Below are 25657 nucleotides of genomic sequence, written 5' to 3'. Positions count from 1 at the left end.
CTCACGGGGCGGCGTCGTGGTCGCGGAACCACACCCGCGCGTCGAGGCCGCGCTCGCCCACGCGGCTCATGGTCAGCCGTCCGCCGGAAGCGTCGACGAGCACCGCGACGATGGTCAGGCCCAGGCCGGAGCCGTCGATGTTCTGGGCGTGCGGCGCCCGCCAGAAGCGCTCGGTGGCCTGCCCGAGCTGCTCGTCGGTCATGCCCGGCCCGTCGTCGCGCACGTGCACGGCCACCCCGCCGCCGTCGGCCGGGCCCACCTCGACCTCGACCTTCCCACCGGGCCCGCTGAACTTGACCGCGTTGTCGATCAGCGCGTCCAGCGCCTGGTCCAGCGCGGTGGGCACGGCCTGCATCAGGACGACCGCGCTCGCGGCACGCAGTGTCAGCGTGGTCCCGGTGTGCCGCGCCAGCGGCTTCCACGCGGCGACCCGGGCCTGCGCCACCGTGACCGCGTCGACGGTGATGAGCCGGTGCCGGCCGCGTTCGGCGCGGGCCAGGGTGAGCAGGCCGTCGAGCACCGTGGCCAGCCGGTCGGTCTCCTCCAGCGCGAGCCGGTGCTCGGCGCGGCCGTCCTCGTCGGCCAGGCTCGGGCCGAGCTCCTCGACCCGCAGCCGCAGCGCGGTCAGCGGGTTGCGCAGCTGGTGGCTGGCGTGGGCGACGAACGCGCGCTGCCGCTCCATCGCGTCGGCCACCGCGTACGCCATGTCGTTGAAACTGCGGGTGAGCCGGCGCAGCTCGGGCGGGCCGGCCCGGTCGGCGATGCGGGTGCCGCTGTCGCCGGCGGCGACCTCGTGGGTCATCGCGTCGAGCACGGTGACCGGCCGCAGCACCCAGTTGGCGAGGCTGCGCGCGGTCAGCACAGCGGCCAGCGCGGCGAGCAGCCCGATGCCGCCCAGCGCCAGCCACCAGAACGCGACCGTGTCGCGCACCCGGCCGCTCGGCGACACGATGACGACCATGCCGAGCACCTCGCCGTTGTCGTTGACCGGCACCGCGACCACGATCGGCTCGGCGCTCCACGGCAGCACCGACTCGGTGGAGCTGTACTGCTGGCCGGCGACCGCGGCGCGCATGGCCGCGTCCCGGCGCGCCGGATCGAGGCGGTAGCTGGCCGAGCTGGTGAACGTCTGCTTGTCGCGGTCGAGCACGGCCGCCCCGATGCCGTAGAGCTCGTCGTAGCGGGTGAGCTCGTCGCGGACCGTGCCGATGCTGTCGGTGCGCAGGCCGGGGCGGGCCAGGGCGGCGAAGCGGGTGGCGTCGGCCAGCCGGTCGGCGCGGACGAGGTCGGACTCGCGGCTGGCCAGGGTGACCGCGAGCGGGATCTCCAACGCCAGCAGGACGAGCGTCATCAGCAGCAGGTAGCTGGCGGCGAGGCGGCGGCGCACGGCGCTACTCGGTGCGCAGGCGGTAGCCGACGCCGCGTACGGACTCGATGAGGCGGGGGTCGCCGAGCTTGCCGCGCAGCGATCCGACGTGCACCTCGACGGTGTGCTTGGCGACCCAGGTCGTCTGCCAGGCGTCGAGCAGGATGCGGTCGCGGGTGATGACCAGCCCGGGGTGGCGGGCCAGTGACAGCAGGATGTCGAACTCCTTGCGGGTGAGCGCGACGTCGTTGCCGTCCACGGTGACCGCGCGGGCGGGCACGTCGATGCGCACCCGGCCGGCCACGATCACCATCAGCTCGGGGGAGGCGTACGCCGCGCGGCGCAGCACCGCCTCGATGCGCGCCTGCAGCTCGACCATGGAGAACGGCTTGACCACGTAGTCGTCGGCGCCGACGCGCAGCCCGGTGACCCGGTCGCGCTCCTCGCCGCGGGCGGTGACCGCGATGATGCCCAGGTGAGGGCTGCGCGCCCGCAGCTGCCGGCACACGTCCAGGCCGTCGCCGTCGGGCAGGGACAGGTCGAGCAGGGCGAGGTCGCAGGGGGCGGCGGACAGGGCGGCGGCCGCGGTGGCGGCGTGCTCGACGTCGTACCCGCGGCGGGTCAGCGCGGCGGTCATCGCCGTGGCGACTCGCAGGTCGTCCTCGACCAGCAGGATCCGCATGCCGTGCCTCCTTCCGTGCCTCGCGGCCTTCGATGATGCGGCATGCCCGCACGCGGCCACCACCTGCCCCTCGGCGCATCGACGGATGCCTTGACTTGGATCATCACCGGTGGTTGACTCGGTCTCGCCTTTAAGAAAGTTTCCTAATCATTCAGGCGCGCGGCGGCCTGCTCGCGCCGCCGCGTACGGCACGCCCGGTCGGCTGGGGGAGAAGGCCGCCGGCGTGCCGCCGGTCACCGCCCCAGGCCCGTCGGTGGGGCGGGGCGGTGACCGGCGCTCCTGCCGGGTGGCCGGGCGGGTCCCGGTGTGCCGCCCGCCCGACACCCGGCAGCTCACGGAGCCGCCCACCGCTGGCGTACGGTACTGCGGTGACTCACAACCCGGTGCGGTACGCGGTGGTCGGGCGCGGGTGGCGCGCGCAGTTCTTCTTCAAGCTGGCCGAGCTGATGCCCGAGCGGTTCGCGGTGACCGGGGTGATGACCCGGTCGCCCGAGGCCGCCGCCGAGGTGGCCGGCCGCTGGCGGCTGCCGGTCACCCAGGATCTCGACGGACTGCTGCGCACCGGCGACCCCGAGTACGTCATCACCTCCGTGCCGTGGGGTGTCAACCCGGGCCTGGTCGAGGCGCTGTGCGAGCGCGGCATGCCCGTGCTGTCGGAGACCCCGCCCGCGCCCGACCTCGCCGGGCTGCGGCGGCTGTGGGAGCAGGTCGGCAAGACCGGCAAGGTGCAGGTCGCCGAGCAGTACCTGCTGCTGCCCGACCACGCGGCCCGGCTGGCGGTGCTGCGTGGTGGCGCCATCGGCGAGCGGACCTCGGCGCAGGTGTCGTCGACCCACGGCTACCACGCGGTGTCGATGCTGCGCGGCATGCTCGGCGTCGGCATGGGCCCGGCGAGCGTGCACGCGCGCACCTTCACCGCACCGCTGGCCGACCCACTGACCCCGGCCGGCTGGCGCGACGACGCCACCCCGCGCCCGGCGACGAACACCCTGGCCACCATCGACTTCGGCGGGCCGAGCGGCCTGTACGACTTCACCGACAACCAGTGGTGGAACCCGCTGCGCAGCCGCCGCATCGTGGTGCGCGGCAGCCTCGGCGAGCTGGTCGACGACCGGGTGGTGCGCCTGCAGGGCACCCGCACCTTCGTGGAGTCCGAGCTGCGCCGCCGGCAGACCGGTCGCGACCTCAACCTGGAGGGCTTCGACCTGGACCACATCGCCTTCGACGGATCGGTGGTCTACACCAACCCCTACGCGGGCGCGCGGCTGTCCGATGAGGAGATCGCCATCGCCACGATCCTGCAGGCCACCGGCGAGTGGGTACGCGAGCGGGGCCCGGCGCCGTACCCGCTGGCGCAGGCCTGCCAGGACCACCTGATCAGCCTCGCCATCGACGAGTCCGCGCGCACCGGCGCGGTGGTCGAGGTCGGCGCCGAGCCCTGGCAGGCCTGAGCGGCAGACGGCGTCCGGCCTGCCCCAATAGCGGCTTATCGGGTATCCGGTGGTGCTGTGCGGCGTGATGGCCGGTGTTAACGGGATGTGTGGCGATCGGCTCACGTCCCGATAACACGTTGCGTGATGAAGTGAGCCCTCCCGGGTCACCGCGAACCGATGCGGTCGACCAGGAGAGGAGCTTCGATGACCTGCCCATCCCCGCGCCCGTCGCTGTCCTGGCGGGCGGGTGTCAGTGCCGCCGCCACGGTCCTGCTGGCGTTGCCCGCGTACGCGGCCTTCGCGCAGACCGGCCCGTCGCCCGCCGGCACCCTCACCGCCGAGGACGGCTACCTGAGCGAGCCGGTGTCGCCGTTCGACACCGACCGCCCCGCGCTGGCCAACCTCGACCCCGCGCTGCTCGCCGCGATCCAGAAGGCAGCCGCCCACGCCCGGCGCGACGGCGTCACCATCGTGATCAACTCTGGTTGGCGCAGCCGCCGCTACCAGCAGCACCTGCTGGACGACGCCGTCGCGTCCTACGGCGCCGAACAGGCGCGCAGGCGCGTCAACGAACCCGACCGGTCCACCCACGTGACCGGCGACGCGATCGACGCCGGACCGCCCGAGGCGGACCGGTGGCTGCAGCGGCACGGCGCCGCGTACGGCCTGTGCCAGGTCTACGCCAACGAGATCTGGCACTACGAGCTGACGACCCGTCCCGGCCGGCCCTGCCCGCCCCAGCTGCCCGACGCGTCCGCGGACTGACCGTGGGTGGTCAGGCCGGGAACTTCTCGCCGGTCAGCTGCGCGCAGGCGGCCAGCAGCCGGTCCTGCACGGTCACGTCGTAGGCGGCCGGGTTGGCGCGCAGGCTCTGCCGCCGCTTGAGGTAGCGGCCGCTGAAGCCGACCTCGGCGGCATCGGCGGTGGCCAGCCAGACCTGCGTCTCGGCGCCCTCCGGCAGCTCGTCGGGGGCGCCGGGGCCGCCCATCCGCGTCTTGATCCAGCCCGGGTCGACGGCGTTGCTCAGCACCGCGGGGAACAGCCGCGCCACCGCGAACGCCAGCGTCACGTCGTGCAGCTTGGAGTCGCTGTAGGCCTGCATGCCACGCCACGGCTTGCGCTCGAACTGCAGGTCGGCGAAGTCCGCCCGGCCGCCCGACTCCAGCCCGGAGGTCAGGTAGACCAGCCGCTCCGGCAGCGGCATCAGCGCGGTCAGCAGGTACGGCGCCAGGACGTTGACCGCGAGGATGCGCTCGATGCCGTCCTCGGTCACCGCGCGCTCGGCCGCGCTGCCGATGCCGACATTGTGGACGATCGTGTCGTACGGGCCGTGCTCGTTCGCGGCGGCCGCGAGCGACCTGGTCTGGGCCAGGGACGACACGTCGCCGACGACCACGGCGGCGGCGGTGGGCACCGCGGCGCGGACCTGCGCGGCGCGTTGCTCGTCGCGGGCGTGCAGCACCACCCGATGGCCGGCGGCGAGCAGGTCGCGTGCCGTCTGCAGGCCGATGCCGGCGGCGGAGCCGGTGACGAAGACGCTCTTCATGCGTACCTCCTTGATCTCCGACAAACCTACGCCGCGCGGCACCGGCTCGGGCAATTGCCGTCCGAGTCCCGGATTACCGGCCGTATCGGGGTACGGCAGCGGGAATCGCTTCGAATCACACGCCATCGCACCGGTCCCGGCCTTAACCGCAAGGCGGTGATTCCGGCAGTGCCGTGAATTGTCGTCCCTTGACCTCTCCTATTCACCCGATCGATCGCCGGAATCCGACACATCGGCATCGGCGGCCCAGGTTGTGCCTACATTGGATCCCTCATTCCTCCGATGAAGGAACGCCATGCGCATCCTGCACATCGTCGCCACGCCCCGTGGTTCCGAATCGCATTCACTTCGTGTTTCGGAAGCGTTTCTGAAAGGCCTGGCGGAGCAGTCGGGTGACGTCGAGGTCGACGTCGTGGATCTCTACCGGCACGACCTTCCCGCGGTCGCGGGCGACAACCTCGAAGCGAAGTACTCGCTCATGGTCGGGCGGCCGATCGACCGGGGCCACCAGGAGTCGTGGCAGCAGATCGAGTCGCTGATCGAGCACTTCGTCTCGGCCGACGCGTATCTGATCACCGCGCCGATGTGGAACTTCGGCGTGCCGTACGCGCTGAAGTACTACATCGACTGCATCGTGCAGCCCGGCTACCTCTTCCGGTACGACGAGACCGGGCAGGTCGTGCCGATGGTCACCGGCAAGCGGATGGTGTGCGTCACCGCCCGGGGCGCCGACTACTCGCCGGGCAGCTTCCTGCACCCGTACGACTTCCAGGAGCCCTACCTGCGGGCGATCTTCGGGTTCGTGGGGATCACCGACATCCGGTTCATCCACGCCCAGCCCATGGACATCACCCCGCACCAGCGGGAAGCGGCCCTGGGCGAGGCCCTCGCGCAGGCTCGGGAGCTCGGCGGCGGCTTCCTGGTGCAGCCGGCCGGCGCGGCGGCCTGAGCGATCCACCCGGCTGAGCCGGGACCGGCCGAGGTGCGCGGCCGGTCCCGGCGGTCCGGGGCACGCCTACCGGCAGCCGGTAAGTTCCAGGATCACCTGCCGGTTGCGGGCGGCGAGCTGCGGCACGAGGGCACCGTCGCCGTCGCGGTCCTTGACGAAACCGGTGAAGTCCATGCCGACCCCGAACGTCTCGATGTCCGACGCGGCCACGCCGTGCCCGACGAGGATGCGCTTGACCGCCTCCGCGCGGTCGAGCGACAGTTGCCGCTTGTTGTCGGTGTTGCGGTTCTCGCCCGCCGACGAGGTGGTGCCGGTCAGCTTGACCTGGTATTTCTTCGCCGTCACCGTGTCGGCGTAGGTCTTCAGCTCGGCCGCGGCCTCCTGCTCGTCGAGGAACTCCGCGGTGTTCGGGCGGAACTTGACCCGGCCGGCGTCGCGGAGGCTGACGGTCGTGCACGAGGTGGGCGGGTTCGGCGGCGGCGGGACGGCCACGGCGCCCACGGCGGGCAGCCCGGCCGCCGCCGGTGCCTGCTGGGACGTGGCGAACGCCTCGACGCACCGGGCTCCGGCCCGCTTGCCGATCTCGCGCCAGATCTCCAGCAGGTTGTCGCGGCGGGAGGTGTCCAGCGACTGCTGCGGCTCGGCGGTCGTGCCGATGCCCACCAGGACCATGGCCCGGCCCTCCAGGTGCGGCAGCTGCCCCTCCTTCTCCAGGAAGTCGACCAGCTCCACCGGATCGGCGTCGAGCATCCCGTCCTGCCGGAAGTCGAGCGGGGGCAGCGTCTGCAGCCCCGAGTCGAGCAGCACGACCGTGCCGTCGCCGCCCGCCGCCTCGCTCGCCCGGGCCAGCGCCTCCAGCGGGTTGGCCTCGGGCTTCTCCGCCTTCACCGCGCCGATCGCCTGGGTGACGTTCCGCTGGAAGTTCTCCAGGTCCTTGCGCCAGCGCAGATTGTTCTGAGCGTTGGTGCTGAACGTGGCGTCGCCCGCGGGCTTGGGGTCGCCGTCGACGCGGAACACGCTGATCCGGTTGCCGTCGTACGCGGCCCGCTGCAGCAGGGTCTGCACCTCGCCCGGCAGCACCGGGGCCGGCTGGTTGGCGCGTGCGCCGACCGCGAGCGCGAGCTGCCCGCCCTGCTCCAGGCAGCCGGGCAGGGCCGCGAACTCGACCTCCGGCGGGCAGCAGCTCTCGGCGCAGGCGCCCGCCGACAGCGCGGCGGCGAGCAGCACGGCCAGCGACGCGGCACGGGCCAGGATCCGTGCGGGGCGGATACGGTCAGGCGTTGGCATCCGACGTCCTCTCCGCGGTCCGCCCGGCGCAACCCGGGATCGGCTGGTTCAGCAGGTACTGCAGCTCCTCGGGGTCGCGCAGCCGCTTGGCGATCTGGGTCCGCGCGTGCGTCTTCAGCTCGCAGGCCAGCGCCCGGCGCTGCCCGCGGTGCCCCTCGGCGGTGTCCTTCTCCGACTCCAGCCGCTCCTTGAGCGTGCTCTCCCGCGCGAGCACCTTCGCGGCGCGGGCGGAGACCCTGCGCAGCCGCCGGGTCCGGCGTCGCAGCGTGCGCCGGGCGGCCCGGTAGGCCGCGGTGTACGGGTGGTGCGCCAGGTACGCCCCGACCATCGCCAGCACCCCGGTGGTGACGAAGACGATCAGGAACACCAGCGCCTTGGTGGCCGTGGAGGTGTCCTCCTCGCCGAGCTGCACGCCGCCGAAGTTGAGCAGCGAGGTGCTCGCCCCGTCGTCGTCCTGCACGGTCAGCCGCAGCCAGTACGCGCCGGCGCCGAGCAGCGCCCAGCCGAGGACGCAGACGACGACGATCCAGAGGTCCCCGCCCGGGTGGTGGCGCGCGACGAAGTCGCGGAACGTCGTGCCGGCCTTGTGCATCAGGACCAGCGCGATGGCCGTGACCGCGAGCACCGCGGCGTACAGCAGCTCGGGGATCGTGCCGAGGACGAGCGCGAGCACCTGGTAGAACGCGACGAAGTCGGCGAGCGCGGCCAGCGTCAGCACGCCGTAGTGCATCAGGTCGCCGAGGGAGATCCCGTCGACGCGGCCGGGGCCGTACCCGCGCCGGGCGCTGCGCCGGGGGATCCGGGCCGCCACGGCCGGGTCATGGGGGGTCAGCGCGGTGGTGGGCGCCGGTTGCGCGAGAGCGAGGTCGGTGTCCTGGCTGTGGCGCGCCTTCGGCGGCACGGCCGGGCCGTAGCTGCGCGACGACGGGTCCACCGCCTCCCGGTGGGCCTTGTCGTGCTGCTGGCGGGCGGCGGCGTGCTCGGCGGTGGCGTCGTCCACCAGCCGCTGCTGCGCGGCCGCGGCCGGGGCGAGCGTGGCCAGCTCGTCCTTGGCCAGCTGGAGCTGGCGCTTGTACTCCACGTCGATGTCGTGGTCCCAGCCGGCGGCCTTCGCGTCGACGGTGGCGTCGAGTACGTTGCCGGTGCCGCCGTCGACCGCCTTCATCTGCCTGATCTCCTGCTCGACTTCCGCGAGCAGGGCCGCGCGGTCGGGCGGCCGGAGCGAGCCGTACTGTCCGCCGGCCGGGCCGTAGGTGTCGTTGGCTGCCATGTCGTGCCTCAGCTCCTGTTCGAGGGGGCGTGAGCGGGATCGTCGGGCGAGCCGCCGGTGAAGGCGGGAGGTGCGGCCATGTCGCCCAGCCGCGCGTCGATGTCGTCGCCGTACTCGTGGGACCGGCACAGCGACTGGCGGTACACGTTGATGCGTTCGGAGACGTGCCGCCAGGCGAGGTCGGCCCGTGCCTGGGCGCGCTCCATGCCGAGCCGGATCCGCACCTCGAGTTCCTTGATCTCGATCTCGAGCAGGTCGCCGCGCTGGCGGACCGCCTGGAACGCGCCGGACGCCTGCTCCAGCTCGTCGCGGTGCCGGCGCAGCGCCCGGCTGCGGGCGAGCACGTCGTCGGGAGTGGCGTCGCCGCGTGACTCCCGGAGCTTGTCCTGGCGCAGCTTCTCGTCGTTGAGCTCGGCCTCGGCGACCTCGACCACCCGGTGCAGGCCGGGCAGGGCGTCGCGGCACTGCTGGAACTCGGTCTTCGCGGCGGCGGCGCGTCGCAGCGCGGGGCCGAACTCCTCCTGGAAGGCGACCCGTTCCTGCTGGTACATCTTCAGCGCCAGGTTCTCCAGGCCGCGCCAGTAGGCGGTCTTGAGGTCGTCGGACTCGACGTCCGGCCGCCCGAGCCGCCCGTCCCACCAGCCGTGGAAACGGTCCTTGCGCCGCTTGAAGCCGCCGTACGGCGAGTCGGGCAGGGGCCTGGCGCGTTCCGCGCGCTCCAGCGAGGTGCCGGCTGCGGATGTGTCACGTCTGGACATTCATGCTCCCCCTGAAGATGTGCGCCGCGGCGCCGGCGATCTCGGCCCCGCCGTCGCGCCCATAAGGCTGGCACGGCCCCCACCTGCGGGTAATCACTGACCGGTCAGGACTCATCGACGTTGTGGCAGTTCGGGGTGGGTCGATGATGTCCTATGTGGACGAACGTTCATCGCTCCTCGTCATCGGTAGGGGTGCGGCGGTCGGCCGGTCCGGCCGTGTTGTCCGGCCGGGCGTGGCGCACATCGCCTACCTGACGGACAGCACGCGGCGGGCCGCGGCCCGATTGACATGCAGCCGTCCGGCTGCCTATCGTAGTAACAGGCAGCCGGGCGGCTGCATGTTGGGACGGCGATGGACGACGTGTTCAAGGCGCTGGCGGATCCGAGCCGCCGCGCGCTGCTGGACGGCCTCAACTCCCGCAACGGCCAGACCCTGCGCGAGCTGTGCGCGGGGCTGGACATGGCGCGGCAGTCGGTGAGCAAGCACCTGGCGGTGCTGGAGGCGGCGAACCTGGTCACCACCGTGTGGCGGGGCCGGGAGAAGCTGCACTTCCTCAACGCCGAGCCGATCAACGCCATCGCCGACCGCTGGATCGACCGCTACCACCGCGGGCGGGTGCAGGCGCTCGCGGACCTCAAGACGGCATTGGAGCAGCAACCCATGGACGAGTTCGTCTACACCAGCTACATCCGCACCACACCCGAGAAGCTCTGGCAGGCCATCACCGACCCGGCGTTCACCGCGCGCTACTGGGAGGTCACCTTCGACACCGACTGGCAGCCCGGTTCGACCATGACCTGGCAGCGGCACGGCGTGGTCATGGCCGACCCCGAGCAGGTCGTGCTGGAGGCCGAGCCCTACCGGCGGCTGTCCTACAGCTGGCACACGTTCACGCCCGAGTTCGCCAAGTCGGTCGACCTCGACGAGGAGCTGCGGGCGCAGCTGGCCGCCGAGCCGCGCTCGAAGGTCACCTTCGACCTCGAACCCGTCGGCGACCTGGTCAAGCTGACCGTGGTGCACGACGGCTTCGCACCCGGCAGCGCCCTGCCCGGCATGGTCAGCCAGGGCTGGCCGCACCTGCTGTCGGACCTGAAGACCCTGCTGGAGACCGGGCGCACCATGGCGGAGACCGCCGCCTGAGCAGACGGCGGCCATCCGCGCCTCCTGGGCGTTCCGCCCCGACCTCAGGCGACGGCGGGACCGGCCGGCCGGCTGAGCGGCCCTCGATGCGATGCCGTCACTGCGTCACGAGGGTGCCGTTCCTGGCCAGCAGCATGGCGCGGGGGAGGTTCTCGCCCGGCTGGGTCTTGCGGGTGGCCTGCGCGTGCACGTCGAAACCGGCCGCTTCCAGGTACTCGGTCATCCGGCCCGGCGTGCGCATGTAGTAGTTCAGCTGGAAGGTGAGCCCGAACGCCTCGGTGCGCAGGATGTGCTCGTCGAGGTTCATGAAGATGAGCAGCAGGTGCCCGCCCGGCCGCAGCGCCCGCCGGAACTCGGCGAACAGCGCCGGGAGCTCCTCGTCCGGAATGTGGATCACGCAGTACACGGCGCTGATCCCGGCGAGTGAGCCGTCGGGGACCTTCAGCTCGGTCATGGTGCCCTCGTCGAAGCGCAGCTCCGGATGGGACCGCCGGGCGTGCGCCAGCATGGCGGGGGAGAGGTCCAGCCCGCGCACGTCGAGACCCTGGCTGTGCAGGTACGCGGTGGTCTCGCCGGGGCCGGAGCCGACGTCGAGCACCTCGCCACCGCCGTCCGCGCGGACGAGGTCGGCGAAGGCCGTCATCATCGCGCGATCGATGGGCACCCGGTCCCACTCGTCCTCGAAGGCCTTGACGTAGGCGTCGGCGATCGTGTCGTAGGCGGCGCGGGCGGTGGTGAGGAAGGAGGGCTCGGTCATTCGCGCCATCCTAGGGCCCGGTGCGGCGCTCGGCGGCCCCGCCGATCGGGGCAGCGACGGGCGTCGTTGACATGTATTGATCATTTGACTATGGTCGTCGCATGCCGCCGCCGATGCGTGAGCCCACCTTCCTGATCCTGACCGCCCTGGCCGCCGGCCCGCGGTACGGCTACGGGATCATCCAGGACGTCGCGGAGCTGTCCGGCGGTCGCACGTCGCTGCTGCCCGGCACCCTCTACACCGCACTGGACCGGCTGGCCGCCGAGGGACTCGTCGAGATCGACCGCGAGGAGACCGTCGACGGGCGCCTGCGCCGCTACTACCGGCTCACCCCGCGTGGCGTCACGGCCCTGGAGGCCGAAACCGCCCGCCTGCGCGAGCTCACCGCCGCCGCCGAGACCCGGCTGCGCACCTTGCGACCCCGCACGGCCTGAGCGGCCATGTCCGAGAGGCAGACCATGCCGGTGACACCCGACCCGCTGGCGCGCCGCTACCGGCGGCTGCTGCTGTGCTATCCCCGCGCCTGGCGCCGCGAGCGCGGCGAGGAGCTGGTCGCCACGCTGCTGGAGGCCGCGCCGCCGGGCCGCACCCGGCCGAGCGCGCGCGAGGCCGCCAACCTGATCGGACACGGCATGCGTGCCCGGCTGGGCCGGCCGCGCAGCCGCTCGGTCGTCGTGTGGGCGGCGCTCGCCGCGGTCATCTGCGGGCTGTTCACGGCTTCGCTGGCCACCCGGCTCGCCTGGGAGACGTCGCGGCCGATGCCGGACCAGGCCGAGGCCGCCGCGGTCCTGGCCGAGATCATGCCCGGCCAGGCGGTGGACGGCATCTACGTCCCGAGCGGCCTGTTCACCATGTACGGCGAGCAGCTGAGCCTGAAGATGCTCGACTCGCTGCTGTTCGGCGACGGCAACGAGTACGCGCTGAGCGCCACGACGGCGAGCCGCAACGGCGCGTCCACGGTGCCGGTCGCGCAGCTGGCCGCCGCGATCGAGCAGCGGCTGCGGGACAGCGGCTGGACGGTGTACGGGGTGACCCACCACGACCTCTACAGCTGTGCCGGGCCGCCGTGCGACCCGACCGTGATCCCGCAGGACACCAGGCTGTTCGCCGAGCGCGGCGACACGACGATGGCGGTGGAGCTCATGCCGCAGCAGTACGCCGACAGCACGTTCCTGTCCGTGAGCCTGAGCCGGACCACCCCGGCGGCCGTGCTGCCGGCCGGCATCGTCGGGGGGCTGCTCGGCGCGGTCGCCGGGTGGCTGGTGTTCGGCTGGGCCAGCCGCCGCGCGCAGGCCCCGCATCCGGTCCGCGTGGTGGTGAACGTGCTGTTCGGCATCACCATGACGCTGTGGTGGCCGCCCGTGCTGTACGTCGCGCCGTTCATGGTCAATCACCACCTGGGCGAGCCGCACCCGAGCTGGCACCCGCTGTGGGAGTGGCTCGGGCAGCCGACGTTCTCGCTCTTCCTGGCCGCGGGGTGCGCCGCCGCGCTGCTCGGTCTCGCGCTCGCGGCGCTGCCGTCGCGCCGTCGTGAACCGCAGCGGGTGGCCGCGGTCTGACGGAGCGGTCACCCGCAGCGCGATGCACGGCGTCGCGAGCAGCCTGCCCGGCCCGCGCCGTGATCGAGGCACCGCCCGTGCGGGCGGAGCCTCGATCGGGCGGCGGCCGTCAGCCGGTGACGACCTGCAGGAACGGCGGGCGGGTGGTGTTGGTGCGGCTGTTGAGCTGCGTCGCCCGGCCGAGCGCGGCCTGCCAGAGGGCGATCGTGGCGACCCTGTCGCCCGCGTGCTGGGCCTGCACGAACGCGGTCACGTCGAGCGGGATCCAGTCGGCGACCTGGCACAGCGGCGCGGTGGACAGCAACGCGCCGAGTGCCGGTGCGGTGTTCCAGGTGACCGCGTTCTCCGTCCAGCCGTCGGCGCTGACGGCGTACGCGGAGATGGTGGTGTGCGTGCCGACGGAGTCGGCGGTGTTGCCGCTGACCCAGAGCACGGCCCGTTTCGGCGCGGCGGGCAGCGAGGTGAGGTCGAACTTGAGGTACGACCTGCGGGCGTACCCGGTGCCGTCGTTCTTGACCACCAGGGTGCTGTCGGCGCCGTAGTTGGCGGTGGCGTAGCCGCCGTCGCGGACGTACGCGTCGGCGGTGGGCGGCAGCGACACGTGCTGCCCGCCGGTGACCGCGCCGCCGGTGCCGAAGGTGATGGTGCGGCTGGCGCCCAGTGCGCCGCCGACCTCGACGACCAGCGTGATCGGGTTGAGGCCGGTGACGCTGATCCGGCCGTCGCCGGACGCGGTGGCGTAGCCGCCGCGGGCGATGGTGACGGTGATCGTGGTCGCGGCCCGGGTCGGGTCGGCCACGGACACCTTGAGCTGCCCGCCGGACTCGCGCATCAGCACCGAGCAGGGCGCGCTGACCGTGATCGGCCCGGCGGTGCCCGCGGCGAAGAAGTTCGCCGCGCTGACGCCGGTGGTGGTGTCGCTGATCGCCTGCACGCTCGCGGTGTTGGCCAGCACGCTGACGGTCGGTGCGGCCGCCCGTGCGGCGGTGGCGGCGGTGTCCGCGCCGGGCATGAGGATGTAGCGGTACGACCCGGCCGACGGGTTCACGCCGTGGTCGACGTAGAGCGTCAGGTACCGGCGGGTCAGCACCTCGGTGGTGCCGCCGGTGTTGATCTGCGACCAGCTGCCCGAGCGCGCCTCCCGCAGCGCCTTCACGGTGGCGCCGCCGGGGAACACGATGCCCGCGAACGAGTTGTGCGCCCAGCCGACGCCGCTCAGCGTCGCCGACCAGCCGATCGTGGTCGGCTGCGCGGTGCCGTCGACGACCAGCGGCTGGATGCCGGTGCCGCCGCCGAGGTTGCGGTTGTCCACGATGGTCTCGACGGCGGTGCCGTCGGCGCTGCTGATGCCCGCGCCGAGGCAGACGATGCTGTCGTCCAGACAGAACCAGGACTTCTTCGCCTGCAGGGTCGACTGCAGCCCGCGGGTGTCCTGGCCGAGCGCCGCGTACGTGCCGTCGGTCGCGCCGCCGACCCAGCTCGTGCCGGGGTCGGGCGCGCCCCAGGTGCCGCCCGCGCCGTCGGCCAGCGCCTTCTTCGACGTCGTCGTGCCGGGCAGCCGGTACGGGTCCACGGTCGGCCAGAACGCGTCGGAGTACTGCCCGTTGCCCCAGGTGGAGCCCCAGTAGGAGAGCATCCCGTTGTTGGTGTGCCAGCCCTTGAGGTGCTCGCCGTTGCCGGTCTCGTAAAACGTGGTGCGCTTGGAGCACATGGCGATCGACGCGGCCCAGCCCGCGCGGCGGTGCACGGCCTGGTCCTGCGACGGGAACAGGCGGTGGTGCACCGGCTCGGCCGCCGCGGTGATCGACGCGTTGTCGCGCACCGCCAGGCAGGCCGCCAGCGACGGCAGGCTCAGCACCGGGTCGTCGGCGAGGTTGCCCCAGTATTCGCGCTGGATCCAGCCCTTGACCATGGACCGCCAGGCGGCGGCCTCGGCCGGGGATGCGGCGTCGGCCATCCGGACGAAGTTCGCCACGATGCCGTGCCCGCGGACGTGGTCGTCGCCCTGGACGCCGAGCGCGTCGCCCACGGACAGGCCGCGGCTGACCCCACGCCCGCTGACGCAGTCCATGATCAGTCCGTTGTAGACGAACGGCGCCCAGGAGCGGGTCATCGCGTCGAACGCGATCTGCCGGTGCGGGTCGGTCACCGCCCACGTCGAGCCGGCCAGCAGCCCGAACAGCCCGGACAGGCCGGACAGCAGCGCCGCGCCGTAGGTGCCCGCGTACGGCACCACGCCGTGCTGGATGAAGGAGCCGTCCTCGTAGTAGCCGTCGCCGGTGCGCACGTACTCGAAGATCGGGGAGAGGCCGTCGCGGGCGGCGGCGATCTTCGTGGCGTTCTTGCCGACGATGCCGCGCCGGGCGATGACCAGGCACACGTCGGAGCGGTTGGCCCCGGTGCTCGCGCCGCCGTTGAGCAGCGGCGCGACCGCCGGGGCGAAGGTGTCCACGGCGGCCAGCCAGTTGCTGATCCGGGTCGCGGTGAGGTGGTCGTAGAGCAGGGCCATGATGTCCAGCAGCGTCTGCGGGGTGCCGATGTTCCAGTCCCACCAGTTGCCGAACCAGGCGGTGGACGGCTTGTAGACGGCCGCGTGCAGTTGGTCGAGCCCGGCGATGATCTCGCCGCGCAGGGTGGTGTCGCCGGTCAGGCCGGTCCCGGGCAGGGCCCAGGCCAGGGCCATCGCGCGCAGCCGGGAGTAGCTGCCGGTGACCGAGGACGAGACGTCGAGCGGCAGGTCGGGCCAGAGCGCCGCGGCGCCGGGGGTCATCGCCGCGCGGCGCTCGGCGGCGACGTCGCCGATGGCGGCCAGGCGGGAGGCGAACGGCTGCGCGGCGGGGTCGAACCCGGTGCCGGTGATCGAGTCGCGGTAGCGCAGGCGCAGCGTGTCGAACTCGTCCGCGGCATGCGCGGGGGCGGCGAGCGCCGGGAGGGTGAGGGTGCCGAGTGCGGTGGCGCCACCGGCCTGCAGCAGGTGACGGCGGGACAGCTTCATGTCGGTCCTTTACGGCAGAGCTACATCGATCTTTCGTAAACGGTTCCCCCCGATGAGTGCACAGAACATAGAGCACGTGTCCGCAGTGATACAAGACTTATCCAGTAACCGTTCTCTGTCCCATCACGACGCCGACGCGAGTCCGTCGTCCCGCGGACCGCCGGGCGGGCACTCGGCAACGCGATCACGACCGCCTACCATGCGGCCATGACCCAAACGGTCCACGTGCCGCGGCCCCGCCAGGCGACCAGCGTCGCGACCCCCGTGCCCGACGTGCTGCGACGCCGACTGTCGCCGCCGGTGCTGGATCCGTACGCCTGGCCGGCGGCGCTGCTGGTCACCCTGCTGGCGGGCCTGCTGCGGCTGAACAACCTGGCCCATCCCCCGGGCAAGATCTTCGACGAGACCTACTACGCCACCGACGCCCACTGGCTCTGGGAGAAGGGCTTCGAGTGGAACGAGAAGGACAACACCGCCGGGTACGTGGTGCACCCGCCGCTCGGCAAGTGGCTCATCGGGCTCGGGGAGCAGGTCCTCGGCTATAACGAGGCGGGCTGGCGACTGGCCACCGCCGTGTTCGGCACGCTGTCGGTGCTGCTGCTCACCCGGATCGCCATGCGGCTGTTCGGCTCGATGGTGCTGGGCTGCGCCGCGGGCCTGCTGCTGGCGTTCGACGGCATGCACTTCGTGCTCTCGCGCTCGGCGCTGCTCGACGTCTTCCTGATGTTCTTCGTGCTGGCCGCCTTCGGCGCGCTGCTGCGCGACCGCGACCAGCGTCGCGCCAGGTGGCTGCGGTTCGTGGAGGACGGCGGGGACCCCGCCGTGCGGGGCCGGGCCGCCCGCCCGCCGCACGCCGTGCCGTGGTGGCGGCTGGCCACCGCCGTGCTGCTGGGCTGCGCGCTTGCGGTGAAGTGGTCGGCGCTGGCGTTCGTGCCCGTGTTCGTGCTGCTGATCCTGTGGTGGGAGATCGGCGCCCGGCGCGGCGTCGGGGTGCGCCGCCCGATCCGCGACACGCTGCTCGACGAGACCGGATGGCTGCTGAGCGGGCTGCCGTTCATGCTGGGTGTGTACCTGACCAGCTGGAGCGGCTGGCTGTCGACCGACGGCGGCTGGGGTCGGCACTGGCTGCGCGACAGCGGCCAGGAGGAGCCCGCCTTCTGGGGCGCGCTGCGCAACCTGTGGAACTACCACGAGCAGGCGTACGGCTCGCACCAGGCGATCACCACGGCCACCAACCCGCACACCTACCAGTCGGCGGGCGAGTGGGCGCCGATCCAGTGGCTGCTGCTCGGGCGGCCGGTGCTGTTCTACCGCAGCGAGGCCCCGGGGTGCGGCGCCGAGCGGTGCATGGCCGACGTGCTGATGCTGGGCACGCCGATCCTGTGGTGGAGCTTCCTGCCCGCGCTGGGCGCCGCGATCTGGTTCGGCATCGCCCGCCGGGACTGGCGTGCGGCCGCGGTCCTGGCCATGGCCGGCGCGGCGCTGATCCCGTGGTTCTTCTACCCCGAGCGCACCATGTTCGCCTTCTACGCCCTGCCCGCCCTGCCGTTCCTCATCCTGGCGGTGGTGTACGTGCTCGGCGCGATCATGACCAGCCCGCCGGGCCGGCCGCCGGACGCCAACCGGCAGTTCACCGGCGCGATCGTGGCCGGGGCGTACGTGCTGCTGGTCGTCGTCGCGTTCGCTTACTTCCACCCGCTGTACGCGGGCGAGTCGATCCCGTACGACGACTGGGGTAGGCGCCTGCTGCTCGGCGACCGCTGGATGTGAGGCGGGCGGCCACCTTCGGGTCGTGTAGTCGATGGAGCCGGCCCGGGCCACCCCTGGGCGGCGATGCGGCCGCCCAGGGGTGGCCGATCGCCGAAGCTCCGGGGCCGCATAAGCTAGCGGTCCGGTCGGGAATATAGGAATACCTACCGGGGCGAGTCAGGAGGCGACCGATGACGCAGTTCCACTGGTTCCTGCCGACGTCCGGCGACGGCACCGAGGTGGGTTCGGCCACGGTCGCCGCGGGCGCGGCCCGGCACTCCCGGGCGGCGTCCATCGGTTACCTGGCCGAGGTGGGCCGGGCGGCCGAGCAGTCCGGGTTCACCGCCGCGCTCACGCCGGTCGGCGCGGCCTGCCCCGACCCGTGGATCGTGTGCGCGGCGGTCGCGCAGCACACCGAGCGGCTGAAGCTGCTGGTCGCGTTCCGCACCGGCTTCGCCCTGCCCACGCTCATCGCCCAGCAGGCCGAGGCGTTCCAGGCGATGTCCGGCGGGCGGCTCGCGCTGAACGCGGTGACCGGCGGCGACGGGGGCGAGCAGCGCGCGTACGGCGACTTCCTGGACCACGGCGAGCGCTACGCCCGCACGGCCGACTGCCTGGAGGTCATCCGGCGCTGCTGGGCCGGGGAGAAGTTCGACCACCAGGGCAGCCACTACCGGGTCGAGGCGGGCGGGCTCGGGCAGGCGCTGGACCCGGCGCCGCCGATCTACCTCGGTGGCGCGTCCGCCGCCGCGGAGCAGGTGGCCGCGCGGCTGTCCGATGTGTACCTGATGTGGGGCGAGCCGCCCGCGGCGATCGGCGAGCGGGTCGCCCGGATGCGCGCGCTGGCCGCCGAGCACGGCCGTACGCTGCGCCTGGGCCTGCGCATCCACGTGATCGCCCGGCCCACCGCGCAGGAGGCGTGGGCGGAGGCGGACCGGCTGCTGGCGGGCATGGACCCGGCGCGCATCGCCGCCGCGCAGCAGCGGTTCGCCAGGATGGAGTCGGTCGGGCAGGCGCGCATGGCGGCGCTGCACGGCGGCCGCGCGGACGGCCTGGTCGTCGCGCCGAACCTGTGGGCGGGGGTGGGCCTGGTGCGCGAGGGCGCGGGCACCGCGCTGGTCGGCAGCTACGCCGAGGTCGCCGAGCGGCTCGGCGAGTACGCGGCGCTGGGCGTGGACGAGTTCATCCTGTCGGCCTGGCCGCACCTGGAGGAGGCGCGGCGGGTCGGCGAGCACGTGCTGCCGCTGGTGCGCACCTGACCGGCGGGTCGGGCGGGGTTCGCCCGGCGGCACGATGCTGCGTACTACTCTCGGCGTGTGGCCAGGTACTTCGACGTGCATCCGGAAAACCCGCAGTCCCGCACGATCCGCCAGGTCGTGGACATCGTGCGGGAGGGCGGGCTGATCGCCTACCCCACCGACTCCTGCTTCGCCTTCGGCTGCAAGCTGGGCGACAAGGCGGGGCTCGACCGCATCCGCGACATCCGCAAGCTGGACGAGCGGCACCACTTCACCCTGGTCTGCCGCGACTTCGCGCAGCTGGGCCAGTTCGTCAAGGTCGACAACTCGGTCTTCCGGCTGGTCAAGGCGTCCACGCCGGGGCCGTACACGTTCATCCTGCCGGCGCTGCGTGAGGTGCCGCGGCGCATGCTGCACCCGAAGAAGCACACCGTGGGCGTACGCATCCCGGAGCATCCCGTCGCGCAGGCGCTGCTGGCCGAGCTCGGCGAGCCGCTGGTCTCCAGCACGCTGCTGCTGCCCGGCGACGAGGAGCCGATGACCCAGGGCTGGGAGATCAAGGAGCGCCTGGACCACCTCGTGGACGCGGTCATCGACTCGGGGGAGTGCGGCACCGAGCCCACCACCGTCGTCGACCTGTCCGAGGGCGAGCCCGAGATCCTGCGCGTGGGCGCCGGTGATCCCGCCCGCTTCGAATAGACGCGGGCGCGCATAAGCACATGCGCATGTAACGACCCGCAATCAGCGATGAGGTGACGGTGCCGATCCGTCGTCTCATCGCTGATTGCCGTTTGCGGCAAGCATTTCCGTCGCGCCTTGTCGGCTTCTTTACCGTACTGTCCGAAGTGGACCGGGGTCGCGCGGTGGCCGAGCGGGACGATCATGCACGGCATCAGCCAATATCTATCGCGTGCTGCGTGAGTGAGATGTTGTTAACGCCGAATTTGCCCTCGGGTCAGGGCATTCGGCCTTGCGGACCTTGAGCCGCTCGCCTACAGTTGCTCCCTGTTGAACTTAAATATCTCGATATTTGATGCTGCCTCAGGATGGGGGATCGAGATGGCGCAGGAGAGCTCGGCGTTCGCTGCCCACAATTCCGACTTCGTGGTGGAGAGCGAGGCCGACCACCGCAAGAAAGCAATCAGCAATCCCTATATCCATCGCCTGCAACGGCGTCACTTCCTCCTCTTCGACGTCCTTCCGTTCTTCGGAATGGCGGCCGCCATCGCGTTTCTGTGGGTCCATCCGTTCGGCGTCCTGGAGCTCGCGCTGCTGTTCGGGATGTGGCTGCTGACCGGGATCGGGGTGACGGTCGGCTACCACCGCCTGTTCACGCACCGCACCTTCAAGGCGGCGCCCTGGGTCGCCGCGACGCTGGCGATCCTCGGCTCGATGGCCGGCCAGGGCGGCATGGTCTCCTGGGTCGCGCTGCACCGCAGGCACCACGAGTGCAGCGACCGCGAGGGGGACCCGCACTCGCCGAACCTGTCCGGCGGCGGCGTCAAGGGCCGGCTCACCGGGCTGGTGCACTCCCACTTCCTGTGGATGCGCCGCCATGAGTACCCGAACATCGTGCACTACGCGCCGGACCTGCTGAAGAACAAGCCGCTGATCCGCGTCGCCCGCCTGTACTACTACTGGGTCGTGCTCGGACTCGTGCTGCCGGGCGTCGTCGGCGGCCTGGTCAGCTGGAGCTGGACCGGGGCGGTCAGCGGGCTGCTCTGGGGCGGCCTCGCGCGGATCTTCATCCTGGAGCACATCGTTTGGGCGATCAACTCCTTCCTGCACATGTTCGGCACCAAGGCCTACGAGTCCCGGGAGAACAGCCGCAACGGCGGGGTCTTCGCGCTGCTCACCCTCGGCGAGTCGTGGCACAACAACCACCACGCGTTCCCCGAGTCGCCCTCCTTCGGGCTGGACTGGTATCGCCTCGACCCCGGCTACTGGGTCATCAGGATGCTCGCGCTCGCCGGCCTCGCGTCCGACCTCAAGCTGCCCGCCGAGGAGCGCAGGGCAGCCAAACGCCTCACCCGCAACGCCGTCTCCGCCAACCCCGCAGCCTAAGGAAGCCTCCGATGACGACAACCGGCGACATCGCCAACCTGACCCAGGACGAGATCACCGACTGGTGCCGGCAGGCCGTCGCGACCCTGCTCGAGATCCCCGTCGCGGACGTCGACCCGGCCGCCGACTTCGACCGGCTCGGTCTCGACTCGGCGCTCGCGGTCTCGCTGCTGATCGACATCGAGGAGAAGTTCGGCGTCGACCTGCCGCCGGAGGCGCTGTTCGAGAACCCGACCCTCAACGCGGTGACGGCGTACCTGCACACCGCGATCCAGCGGCAACGCGGGGTGTAGCGGTGGTGGTGACGACCGAGGCGCAGCGCGCGGACGAGGCGGCGGCGGCCATCCGCCACCACTACGACGTCGGCAACGACTTCTACCGCCTCTGGCTGGACAGCTCGCTCAGCTACTCCTGCGCGCTCTGGGCCGGCCCCGACGACACGCTGGAGCAGGCGCAGGAACGCAAGCTGCGCCACCACCTGGACGCCGTGCGCGCCCACCGTGCCGGCAGCGTGCTCGACGTCGGCTGCGGCTGGGGAGCGATCCTCGAACGGCTGTCGACCACGCACGGCGTCGCCCGGTCCGTCGGCCTGACCCTCAGTGAGGAGCAGGCCGAGTACGTCCGCTCCCGCGACTACCCCGGAGTCGAGGTGCGCATCGAGAACTGGATGCACCACCAGCCGGCCGAGCGCTTCGACGGCATCATCTCCATCGGGGCGTTCGAGCACTTCGCGCGGCCCGACGAGACGGCGGCGCAGAAGATCCGGATCTACCGCGAGTTCTTCGCCCGCTGCCGCGACTGGCTCCACGACGACGGCGCGCTGTCCCTGCAGACCATCGCGTACGCCGACATGTCGCCGTCGGACGCCAGCACGTTCATCCAGCAGGAGATCTTCCCCAACGCGGACCTGCCGACGTTCGCCGAGATCGCGCAGGCGGCCGAGGGCGTGTTCGAGATCGAGTCGGTGGGCAACGGGAGGCTCGACTACGCGCGCACCCTGGAGGAGTGGGGGCGCCGGCTGCGGGCCCACCGGGACGAGGCGACCGACCTGGTCGGGCCGGAGACCGTCGCCCGGTACGCGCGCTACCTGAAACTTTCCGCGCTCGGCTTCCGGATGGGCAAGCTGTGCCTGCTCCGGCTCGTCTTCCGGCCTTACAGCGACAGGCGGTTCGGGGCGCGGGGAGTCGCCGCATGACCGTGCAGACGCCCCAGGTCAGGTTCAACCCGTTCAGCGCCGACTTCCGGCGCGACCCGTACACCGCCTACCGGCACCTGCGCGAGACCAAACCCGTGCACCGCACCATGGGCATGTGGGTGCTGACCCGGCACGCCGACGTCAAGCAGGTGCTGCGCGACCGCACCTTCGGGGCGGGGCTCATCCCGCAGCTGGTGCGCCAGCACGCGGCCCGCTACGGCCACGACGACGTCGGCCAGCTCGAACGGCTGGGCGAGAAGTCGCTGGTCTTCACCGACAACCCCGACCACGCCCGGCTGCGCGGCATCGTGAACCGGGTGTTCACCGCGCCCGCCGTCGCGACGCTGCGCCCCCGGATCGCCGAGCGCGCCGAGGAGCTGCTCGACCGCGCCTGGGCCGGCGGCGGCATGGACGCCGTCGCCGACCTGGCCGCGCAGCTGCCGGTCAACGTCATGTGCGACTGGATGGCGCTGCCCGACAGCCTGCGCGAGCGTGTCGGGCAGTGGACGCACGACATCCGGTTCCTGCTCGAACCCGGCCTGATGAAGGGCGAGGACTTCGCGTACGTCTGCGAGGTCGTCGCGACGTTCGTCCGCGCCCTGGACGAAGTGCTCGCGTCTCGCCGTGCCGAGCCGGGCGACGACCTGATCAGCCAGCTGCTCGCCGTGCGGACCACCAGCGGCGACCGGCTCACCGACGAGGAGCTGGCCTTCGTCTGCATCATGTGCTTCGTCGCGGGCAACGAGACCACCAAGTCGCTCATCGGCAACGCCCTGCTCGCCCTGCTGCAGCACCCGGAGCAGGACGAGCGCCTGCGCCGGGAGCCGGAGCTGGTGCCCAGGATGGTCGACGAGGCACTGCGCTACGACTGCCCGCTGCAGCAGACCAAGCGCCTGGCCACCCGCGACGTCGAGGTCGGCGGCCAGCAGATCCGCACCGGCGACCAGGTGCTGCTGTGCATGGGCGCGGCCAACCGCGACCCCGAGGTGTTCGCCAGGCCCGACGAGTTCGACATCACCCGCGACGCCCGGGGGCACCTCGCCTTCGGCCACGGCATGCACGGCTGCCTCGGCGGCCTGCTGGCCGAGCTGCAGGCGGGCGTGGTGTTCGAGACGCTCTACCGCCGGGCGGAGCGGCTGGAGCTGGCCGGCGACGAGCTGGAATGGCAGGACCACAGCTTCATCGTGCGCGGCCTGCAGCGGCTGCCGGTCGTGGTGCGGGGAGCCCGGTGAGCCGATGGCTGCGCTACGAGCCGTCGGACGCGGCCGTGGCGCTGCTGTGCCTGCCGCACGCCGGTGGCGGAGCGGGGTCGTTCAACCGCTGGCTCGGCCTGTTCCCGCCCACGGTGCTGCCGGTGCGGGTGCAGCTGCCCGGCCGGGAGGACCTCGCGGCGCTGCCCGCGCCGCGTGACGCGGGCCAGGCGGTGGACGGCCTGATGGAGCAGGTCCGGCAGCTCGACCGGCCGGTGGCGCTGTACGGCCACAGCATGGGCGCGCTCATCGCGTTCGAGCTGGCCCGCAGCCTCACCGCCGCCGGGACGCCACCGGTGCACCTGTTCCTGTCCGGCCGCCGCGCGCCGCAGCTGCCCGCGCGCCGCCGCCCGATCCACCACCTGCCCGACGACGAGTTCGCGGCGGCGCTGGAGACGATGGGCGGCACCCTCGGCAGCGGCACCGGCAGCGCGGCCTTCCTGCGCTACGCCGTGCCGCTCATCAAGGCCGACCTGCGGCTGACCGAGGAGTACGCGTACCGGCCGGGCCCGGCGCTGCGCTGCCCGATCGACGCTTTCGTGGGCACCGAGGACCCGGTGGTCGACGCCGACGAGGTCCGCGCCTGGCGCGAGCACACCGCGGCGGCCTTCCGCGTCCACACCTTCCCCGGTGACCACTTCTTCCACCAGCGTCACCGGGCGGCGATAGCCGGAACGATCGTCGAAGGAGTCCAGGCGCGTGCCGTCGAAACCCTTGCTTCCTGACATCCTGGCCACCCGCGCCGCCCTCACCCCGGACCGGCGCGCGTACGTCTTCCTCAACGAGGACGAGGCCGAGGAGGCCGTCCTCACCTACGCCGAGCTGCATCGGCGGGCCCTGGCCGTGGCCGAGCGCCTGACCGCGCTGTGCGCGCCGGGCGACCGGGCGCTGCTGCTGTTCCCGCCCGGGCTCGACTTCATCGTGGGGTACTTCGGCTGCCTGCTCGCCGGGGTGATCGCCGTGCCGGTGAACCGGCCGCGCAAGACCCGCGTGCAGGACGCCACGCTCAGCATCATCGACGACTCCCGGCCCGCGGTCGTGCTCACGGTCAGCGCCCTGGCCGAGTCCGCGCGCCGCAACCTGGCGACGCTCGCCGCGACGGCGTCCTGGCTGGACGTGGACCGGGTGGATGCCGCGCCCGGCCCCGGCTTCGCGCCGCAGCCGTGCGACGCCGACGCCGTCGCGTTCCTGCAGTACACCTCCGGCTCGACGTCGGCGCCGAAGGGCGTCATGGTCACCCACGGCAACCTGATCGCCAACCAGGAGATGATGACGGCTGCCTTCAGCCACGACGAGCACGCCACCGTCGTCGGCTGGGCCCCGCTCTACCACGACCAGGGCCTCATCGGGAACGTCCTCAACCCGCTCTACGTCGGCTCGACGAGCGTCCTGATGTCGCCGCTGGTGTTCATCCGGTGGCCGCTACGCTGGCTGACCGCCGTGTCCCGCTACCGCGCCCACACCAGCGGCGGCCCGAACTTCGCGTACGAGGCGTGCGTGGCGCGGGCCGCCAAGCAGGGCGTGCCCGAGGTCGACCTCGGCAGCTGGAGGATCGCTTTCAACGGGGCGGAGCCGATCCGGCACGACACGCTGCAGCGGTTCGCCGAGACGTTCGCCCCGGTGGGTTTCCGCGCCGAGGCGCACTTTCCCTGCTACGGGCTCGCCGAGGCCACGCTGATGGTCAGCGGCGCCGGTCTGGGCCGAGGTGCGCGGGTGCGGGAGGCCGATGTGGACGCGCTCGGCCGGCGCCGCTTCGTCCCGGGCACGGCGGGCCGCAGCCAGACCCTCGTCGGGTCCGGTGCGGTCGCGCCCGGGCAGCAGGTCCGGATCGTCGACCCGGAGACCGGCCGGCGGTGCGCCGACGACGAGATCGGCGAGATCTGGGTCAGCGGGGGCAACGTCACCAAGGGCTACTGGCGCAACGCCGAGGCGACCGCCGCCACGTTCCAGGCGCGGCTCGCGGGGGACGAGCGTGCGTATCTGCGTACCGGCGATCTGGGGTTCCTGCGCGACGGCGAGCTGTACATCGTCGGCCGGCTCAAGGACATGATCATCGTCCGGGGCAGGAACCTCTACCCGCAGGACATCGAGTACACGGTCCAGACGGCGCACGCCGCGCTGCAGGAGGGCGGGTGCGCGGCGTTCTCGGTCCCCGGCCCGGACGGGGAGCGGCTCGTCGTGGTCCAGGAGATCAAGCGGGAGCAGCTGTGGGAAGCTGACCGGATGGATGTAGCTTCGTCGATCCGTGCCGCGGTGACGCGCGAGCACGAGATCTCGCTCGGCGATCTGGTCCTGACCAAGCCCGTCCAGCTGCAGAAGACCAGCAGCGGCAAGATCATGCGTGCCGCGGCCCGGCGGCGTTACCTGGACGCCGACTTCGAACTCTGGACGCCGCGCGCGTCCTCGATGGTCTGACCC

At 72.3% G+C, this 25657-nt stretch carries 23 protein-coding genes; 15 read left to right on the top strand and 8 right to left on the bottom strand.

What is annotated here, in order from left to right:
• Position 1: 1 nt before the first annotated feature.
• Together AB0J67_RS06275 and AB0J67_RS06270 are read right to left on the bottom strand one after the other, a co-directional pair.
• Positions 2 to 1387, bottom strand: a complete 1386-nt coding sequence (locus AB0J67_RS06275; protein ID WP_363476850.1) for a HAMP domain-containing sensor histidine kinase — start codon at positions 1385 to 1387, stop codon at positions 2 to 4.
• A 4-nt stretch (positions 1388 to 1391) separates the two neighbouring features.
• Positions 1392 to 2048, bottom strand: a complete 657-nt coding sequence (locus AB0J67_RS06270) for a response regulator transcription factor (protein ID WP_363476848.1) — start codon at positions 2046 to 2048, stop codon at positions 1392 to 1394.
• A 368-nt stretch (positions 2049 to 2416) separates the two neighbouring features.
• On the opposite strand from AB0J67_RS06270, the gene AB0J67_RS06265 reads away from it, so the two are divergent.
• Positions 2417 to 3499 (top strand): Gfo/Idh/MocA family oxidoreductase, encoded by a 1083-nt coding sequence (locus AB0J67_RS06265; RefSeq protein ID WP_363476846.1) that lies wholly within the window; start codon positions 2417 to 2419, stop codon positions 3497 to 3499.
• A gap of 186 nt (positions 3500 to 3685) precedes the next feature.
• Positions 3686 to 4246 (top strand): M15 family metallopeptidase, encoded by a 561-nt coding sequence (locus AB0J67_RS06260; RefSeq protein WP_363476844.1) that lies wholly within the window; start codon positions 3686 to 3688, stop codon positions 4244 to 4246.
• Between the two features lie 10 nt (positions 4247 to 4256).
• Here the strand turns inward: AB0J67_RS06260 and AB0J67_RS06255 are convergent, their stop codons facing one another.
• Positions 4257 to 5027: an SDR family NAD(P)-dependent oxidoreductase gene (locus tag AB0J67_RS06255; RefSeq protein ID WP_363476842.1), complete on the bottom strand. Its 771-nt coding sequence runs from the start codon at positions 5025 to 5027 to the stop codon at positions 4257 to 4259.
• A 295-nt stretch (positions 5028 to 5322) separates the two neighbouring features.
• On the opposite strand from AB0J67_RS06255, the gene AB0J67_RS06250 reads away from it, so the two are divergent.
• Positions 5323 to 5976: an NAD(P)H-dependent oxidoreductase gene (locus tag AB0J67_RS06250; RefSeq protein WP_363476840.1), complete on the top strand. Its 654-nt coding sequence runs from the start codon at positions 5323 to 5325 to the stop codon at positions 5974 to 5976.
• 66 nt (positions 5977 to 6042) lie between these two features.
• On the opposite strand, the gene AB0J67_RS06245 is transcribed toward AB0J67_RS06250, so the two are convergent.
• The 3 genes from AB0J67_RS06245 to AB0J67_RS06235 are packed head-to-tail and all read right to left on the bottom strand — an operon-like array spanning position 6043 to position 9291.
• A complete protein-coding gene (locus tag AB0J67_RS06245) occupies positions 6043 to 7263 on the bottom strand; it encodes an OmpA family protein (protein WP_363476838.1) in 1221 nt (406 codons plus the stop codon).
• Positions 7250 to 8533, bottom strand: a complete 1284-nt coding sequence (locus AB0J67_RS06240; RefSeq protein ID WP_363476836.1) for a hypothetical protein — start codon at positions 8531 to 8533, stop codon at positions 7250 to 7252. Before AB0J67_RS06240 ends, AB0J67_RS06245 begins: the two co-directional genes overlap by 14 nt.
• A gap of 8 nt (positions 8534 to 8541) precedes the next feature.
• A complete protein-coding gene (locus tag AB0J67_RS06235; RefSeq protein ID WP_363476834.1) occupies positions 8542 to 9291 on the bottom strand; it encodes a hypothetical protein in 750 nt (249 codons plus the stop codon).
• A 352-nt stretch (positions 9292 to 9643) separates the two neighbouring features.
• Between AB0J67_RS06235 and AB0J67_RS06230 the strand changes: the two genes are divergently transcribed.
• A complete protein-coding gene (locus AB0J67_RS06230) occupies positions 9644 to 10432 on the top strand; it encodes a metalloregulator ArsR/SmtB family transcription factor (protein ID WP_363476832.1) in 789 nt (262 codons plus the stop codon).
• A gap of 97 nt (positions 10433 to 10529) precedes the next feature.
• Here the strand turns inward: AB0J67_RS06230 and AB0J67_RS06225 are convergent, their stop codons facing one another.
• Positions 10530 to 11189, bottom strand: a complete 660-nt coding sequence (locus tag AB0J67_RS06225) for a class I SAM-dependent methyltransferase (RefSeq protein WP_363476830.1) — start codon at positions 11187 to 11189, stop codon at positions 10530 to 10532.
• 113 nt (positions 11190 to 11302) lie between these two features.
• Between AB0J67_RS06225 and AB0J67_RS06220 the strand changes: the two genes are divergently transcribed.
• Together AB0J67_RS06220 and AB0J67_RS06215 are read left to right on the top strand one after the other, a co-directional pair.
• Positions 11303 to 11623, top strand: a complete 321-nt coding sequence (locus AB0J67_RS06220; RefSeq protein ID WP_363476828.1) for a PadR family transcriptional regulator — start codon at positions 11303 to 11305, stop codon at positions 11621 to 11623.
• Positions 11624 to 11629: 6 nt separating this feature from the next.
• Positions 11630 to 12748, top strand: a complete 1119-nt coding sequence (locus tag AB0J67_RS06215; protein ID WP_363476826.1) for a hypothetical protein — start codon at positions 11630 to 11632, stop codon at positions 12746 to 12748.
• 109 nt (positions 12749 to 12857) lie between these two features.
• On the opposite strand, the gene AB0J67_RS06210 is transcribed toward AB0J67_RS06215, so the two are convergent.
• On the bottom strand, positions 12858 to 15743 hold the full coding sequence (locus tag AB0J67_RS06210; RefSeq protein WP_363476824.1) for a polysaccharide lyase family 8 super-sandwich domain-containing protein: 2886 nt from the start codon (positions 15741 to 15743) through the stop codon (positions 12858 to 12860).
• Positions 15744 to 15950: 207 nt separating this feature from the next.
• On the opposite strand from AB0J67_RS06210, the gene AB0J67_RS06205 reads away from it, so the two are divergent.
• The 9 genes from AB0J67_RS06205 to AB0J67_RS06165 all read left to right on the top strand — a co-directional run bounded on the left by AB0J67_RS06205 (position 15951) and on the right by AB0J67_RS06165 (position 25654).
• Positions 15951 to 17513, top strand: coding sequence for a phospholipid carrier-dependent glycosyltransferase (locus AB0J67_RS06205; RefSeq protein ID WP_363476822.1), 1563 nt, complete (start codon positions 15951 to 15953; stop codon positions 17511 to 17513).
• A 170-nt stretch (positions 17514 to 17683) separates the two neighbouring features.
• On the top strand, positions 17684 to 18751 hold the full coding sequence (locus AB0J67_RS06200; protein ID WP_363476820.1) for an LLM class flavin-dependent oxidoreductase: 1068 nt from the start codon (positions 17684 to 17686) through the stop codon (positions 18749 to 18751).
• 57 nt (positions 18752 to 18808) lie between these two features.
• Positions 18809 to 19429 carry an L-threonylcarbamoyladenylate synthase gene (locus AB0J67_RS06195; protein WP_363476818.1) on the top strand — a complete coding sequence of 207 codons (621 nt, stop codon included), beginning with the start codon at positions 18809 to 18811 and terminating at the stop codon, positions 19427 to 19429.
• A 360-nt stretch (positions 19430 to 19789) separates the two neighbouring features.
• Positions 19790 to 20794 (top strand): acyl-CoA desaturase, encoded by a 1005-nt coding sequence (locus AB0J67_RS06190; RefSeq protein WP_363476816.1) that lies wholly within the window; start codon positions 19790 to 19792, stop codon positions 20792 to 20794.
• A gap of 11 nt (positions 20795 to 20805) precedes the next feature.
• Complete coding sequence (locus tag AB0J67_RS06185; RefSeq protein WP_363476814.1) at positions 20806 to 21087, top strand: acyl carrier protein; 282 nt, start codon at positions 20806 to 20808, stop codon at positions 21085 to 21087.
• 2 nt (positions 21088 to 21089) lie between these two features.
• Entirely contained in the window at positions 21090 to 21989 is a 900-nt protein-coding gene (locus tag AB0J67_RS06180; protein WP_363476812.1) for a class I SAM-dependent methyltransferase, read from the top strand.
• The gene (locus AB0J67_RS06175) at positions 21986 to 23221 is read left to right on the top strand and encodes a cytochrome P450 (RefSeq protein ID WP_363476810.1); all 1236 of its coding nucleotides are present in this window, start codon (positions 21986 to 21988) and stop codon (positions 23219 to 23221) included. The genes AB0J67_RS06180 and AB0J67_RS06175 overlap by 4 nt, the downstream gene beginning before the upstream one ends.
• The gene (locus tag AB0J67_RS06170; RefSeq protein ID WP_363476808.1) at positions 23218 to 23964 is read left to right on the top strand and encodes an alpha/beta fold hydrolase; all 747 of its coding nucleotides are present in this window, start codon (positions 23218 to 23220) and stop codon (positions 23962 to 23964) included. Before AB0J67_RS06175 ends, AB0J67_RS06170 begins: the two co-directional genes overlap by 4 nt.
• The gene (locus AB0J67_RS06165) at positions 23939 to 25654 is read left to right on the top strand and encodes a fatty acyl-AMP ligase (protein ID WP_363476806.1); all 1716 of its coding nucleotides are present in this window, start codon (positions 23939 to 23941) and stop codon (positions 25652 to 25654) included. The genes AB0J67_RS06170 and AB0J67_RS06165 overlap by 26 nt, the downstream gene beginning before the upstream one ends.
• Positions 25655 to 25657 lie beyond the last annotated feature (3 nt).

Origin of the sequence: Catellatospora sp. NPDC049609 (genome assembly GCF_040675365.1) — a bacterium.
Taxonomy (GTDB): Bacteria; Actinomycetota; Actinomycetes; order Mycobacteriales; family Micromonosporaceae; genus Catellatospora.
The sequence above is the reverse complement of the archived record's forward strand: the minus strand, read 5'-3'. Positions and strand labels throughout refer to the sequence as shown.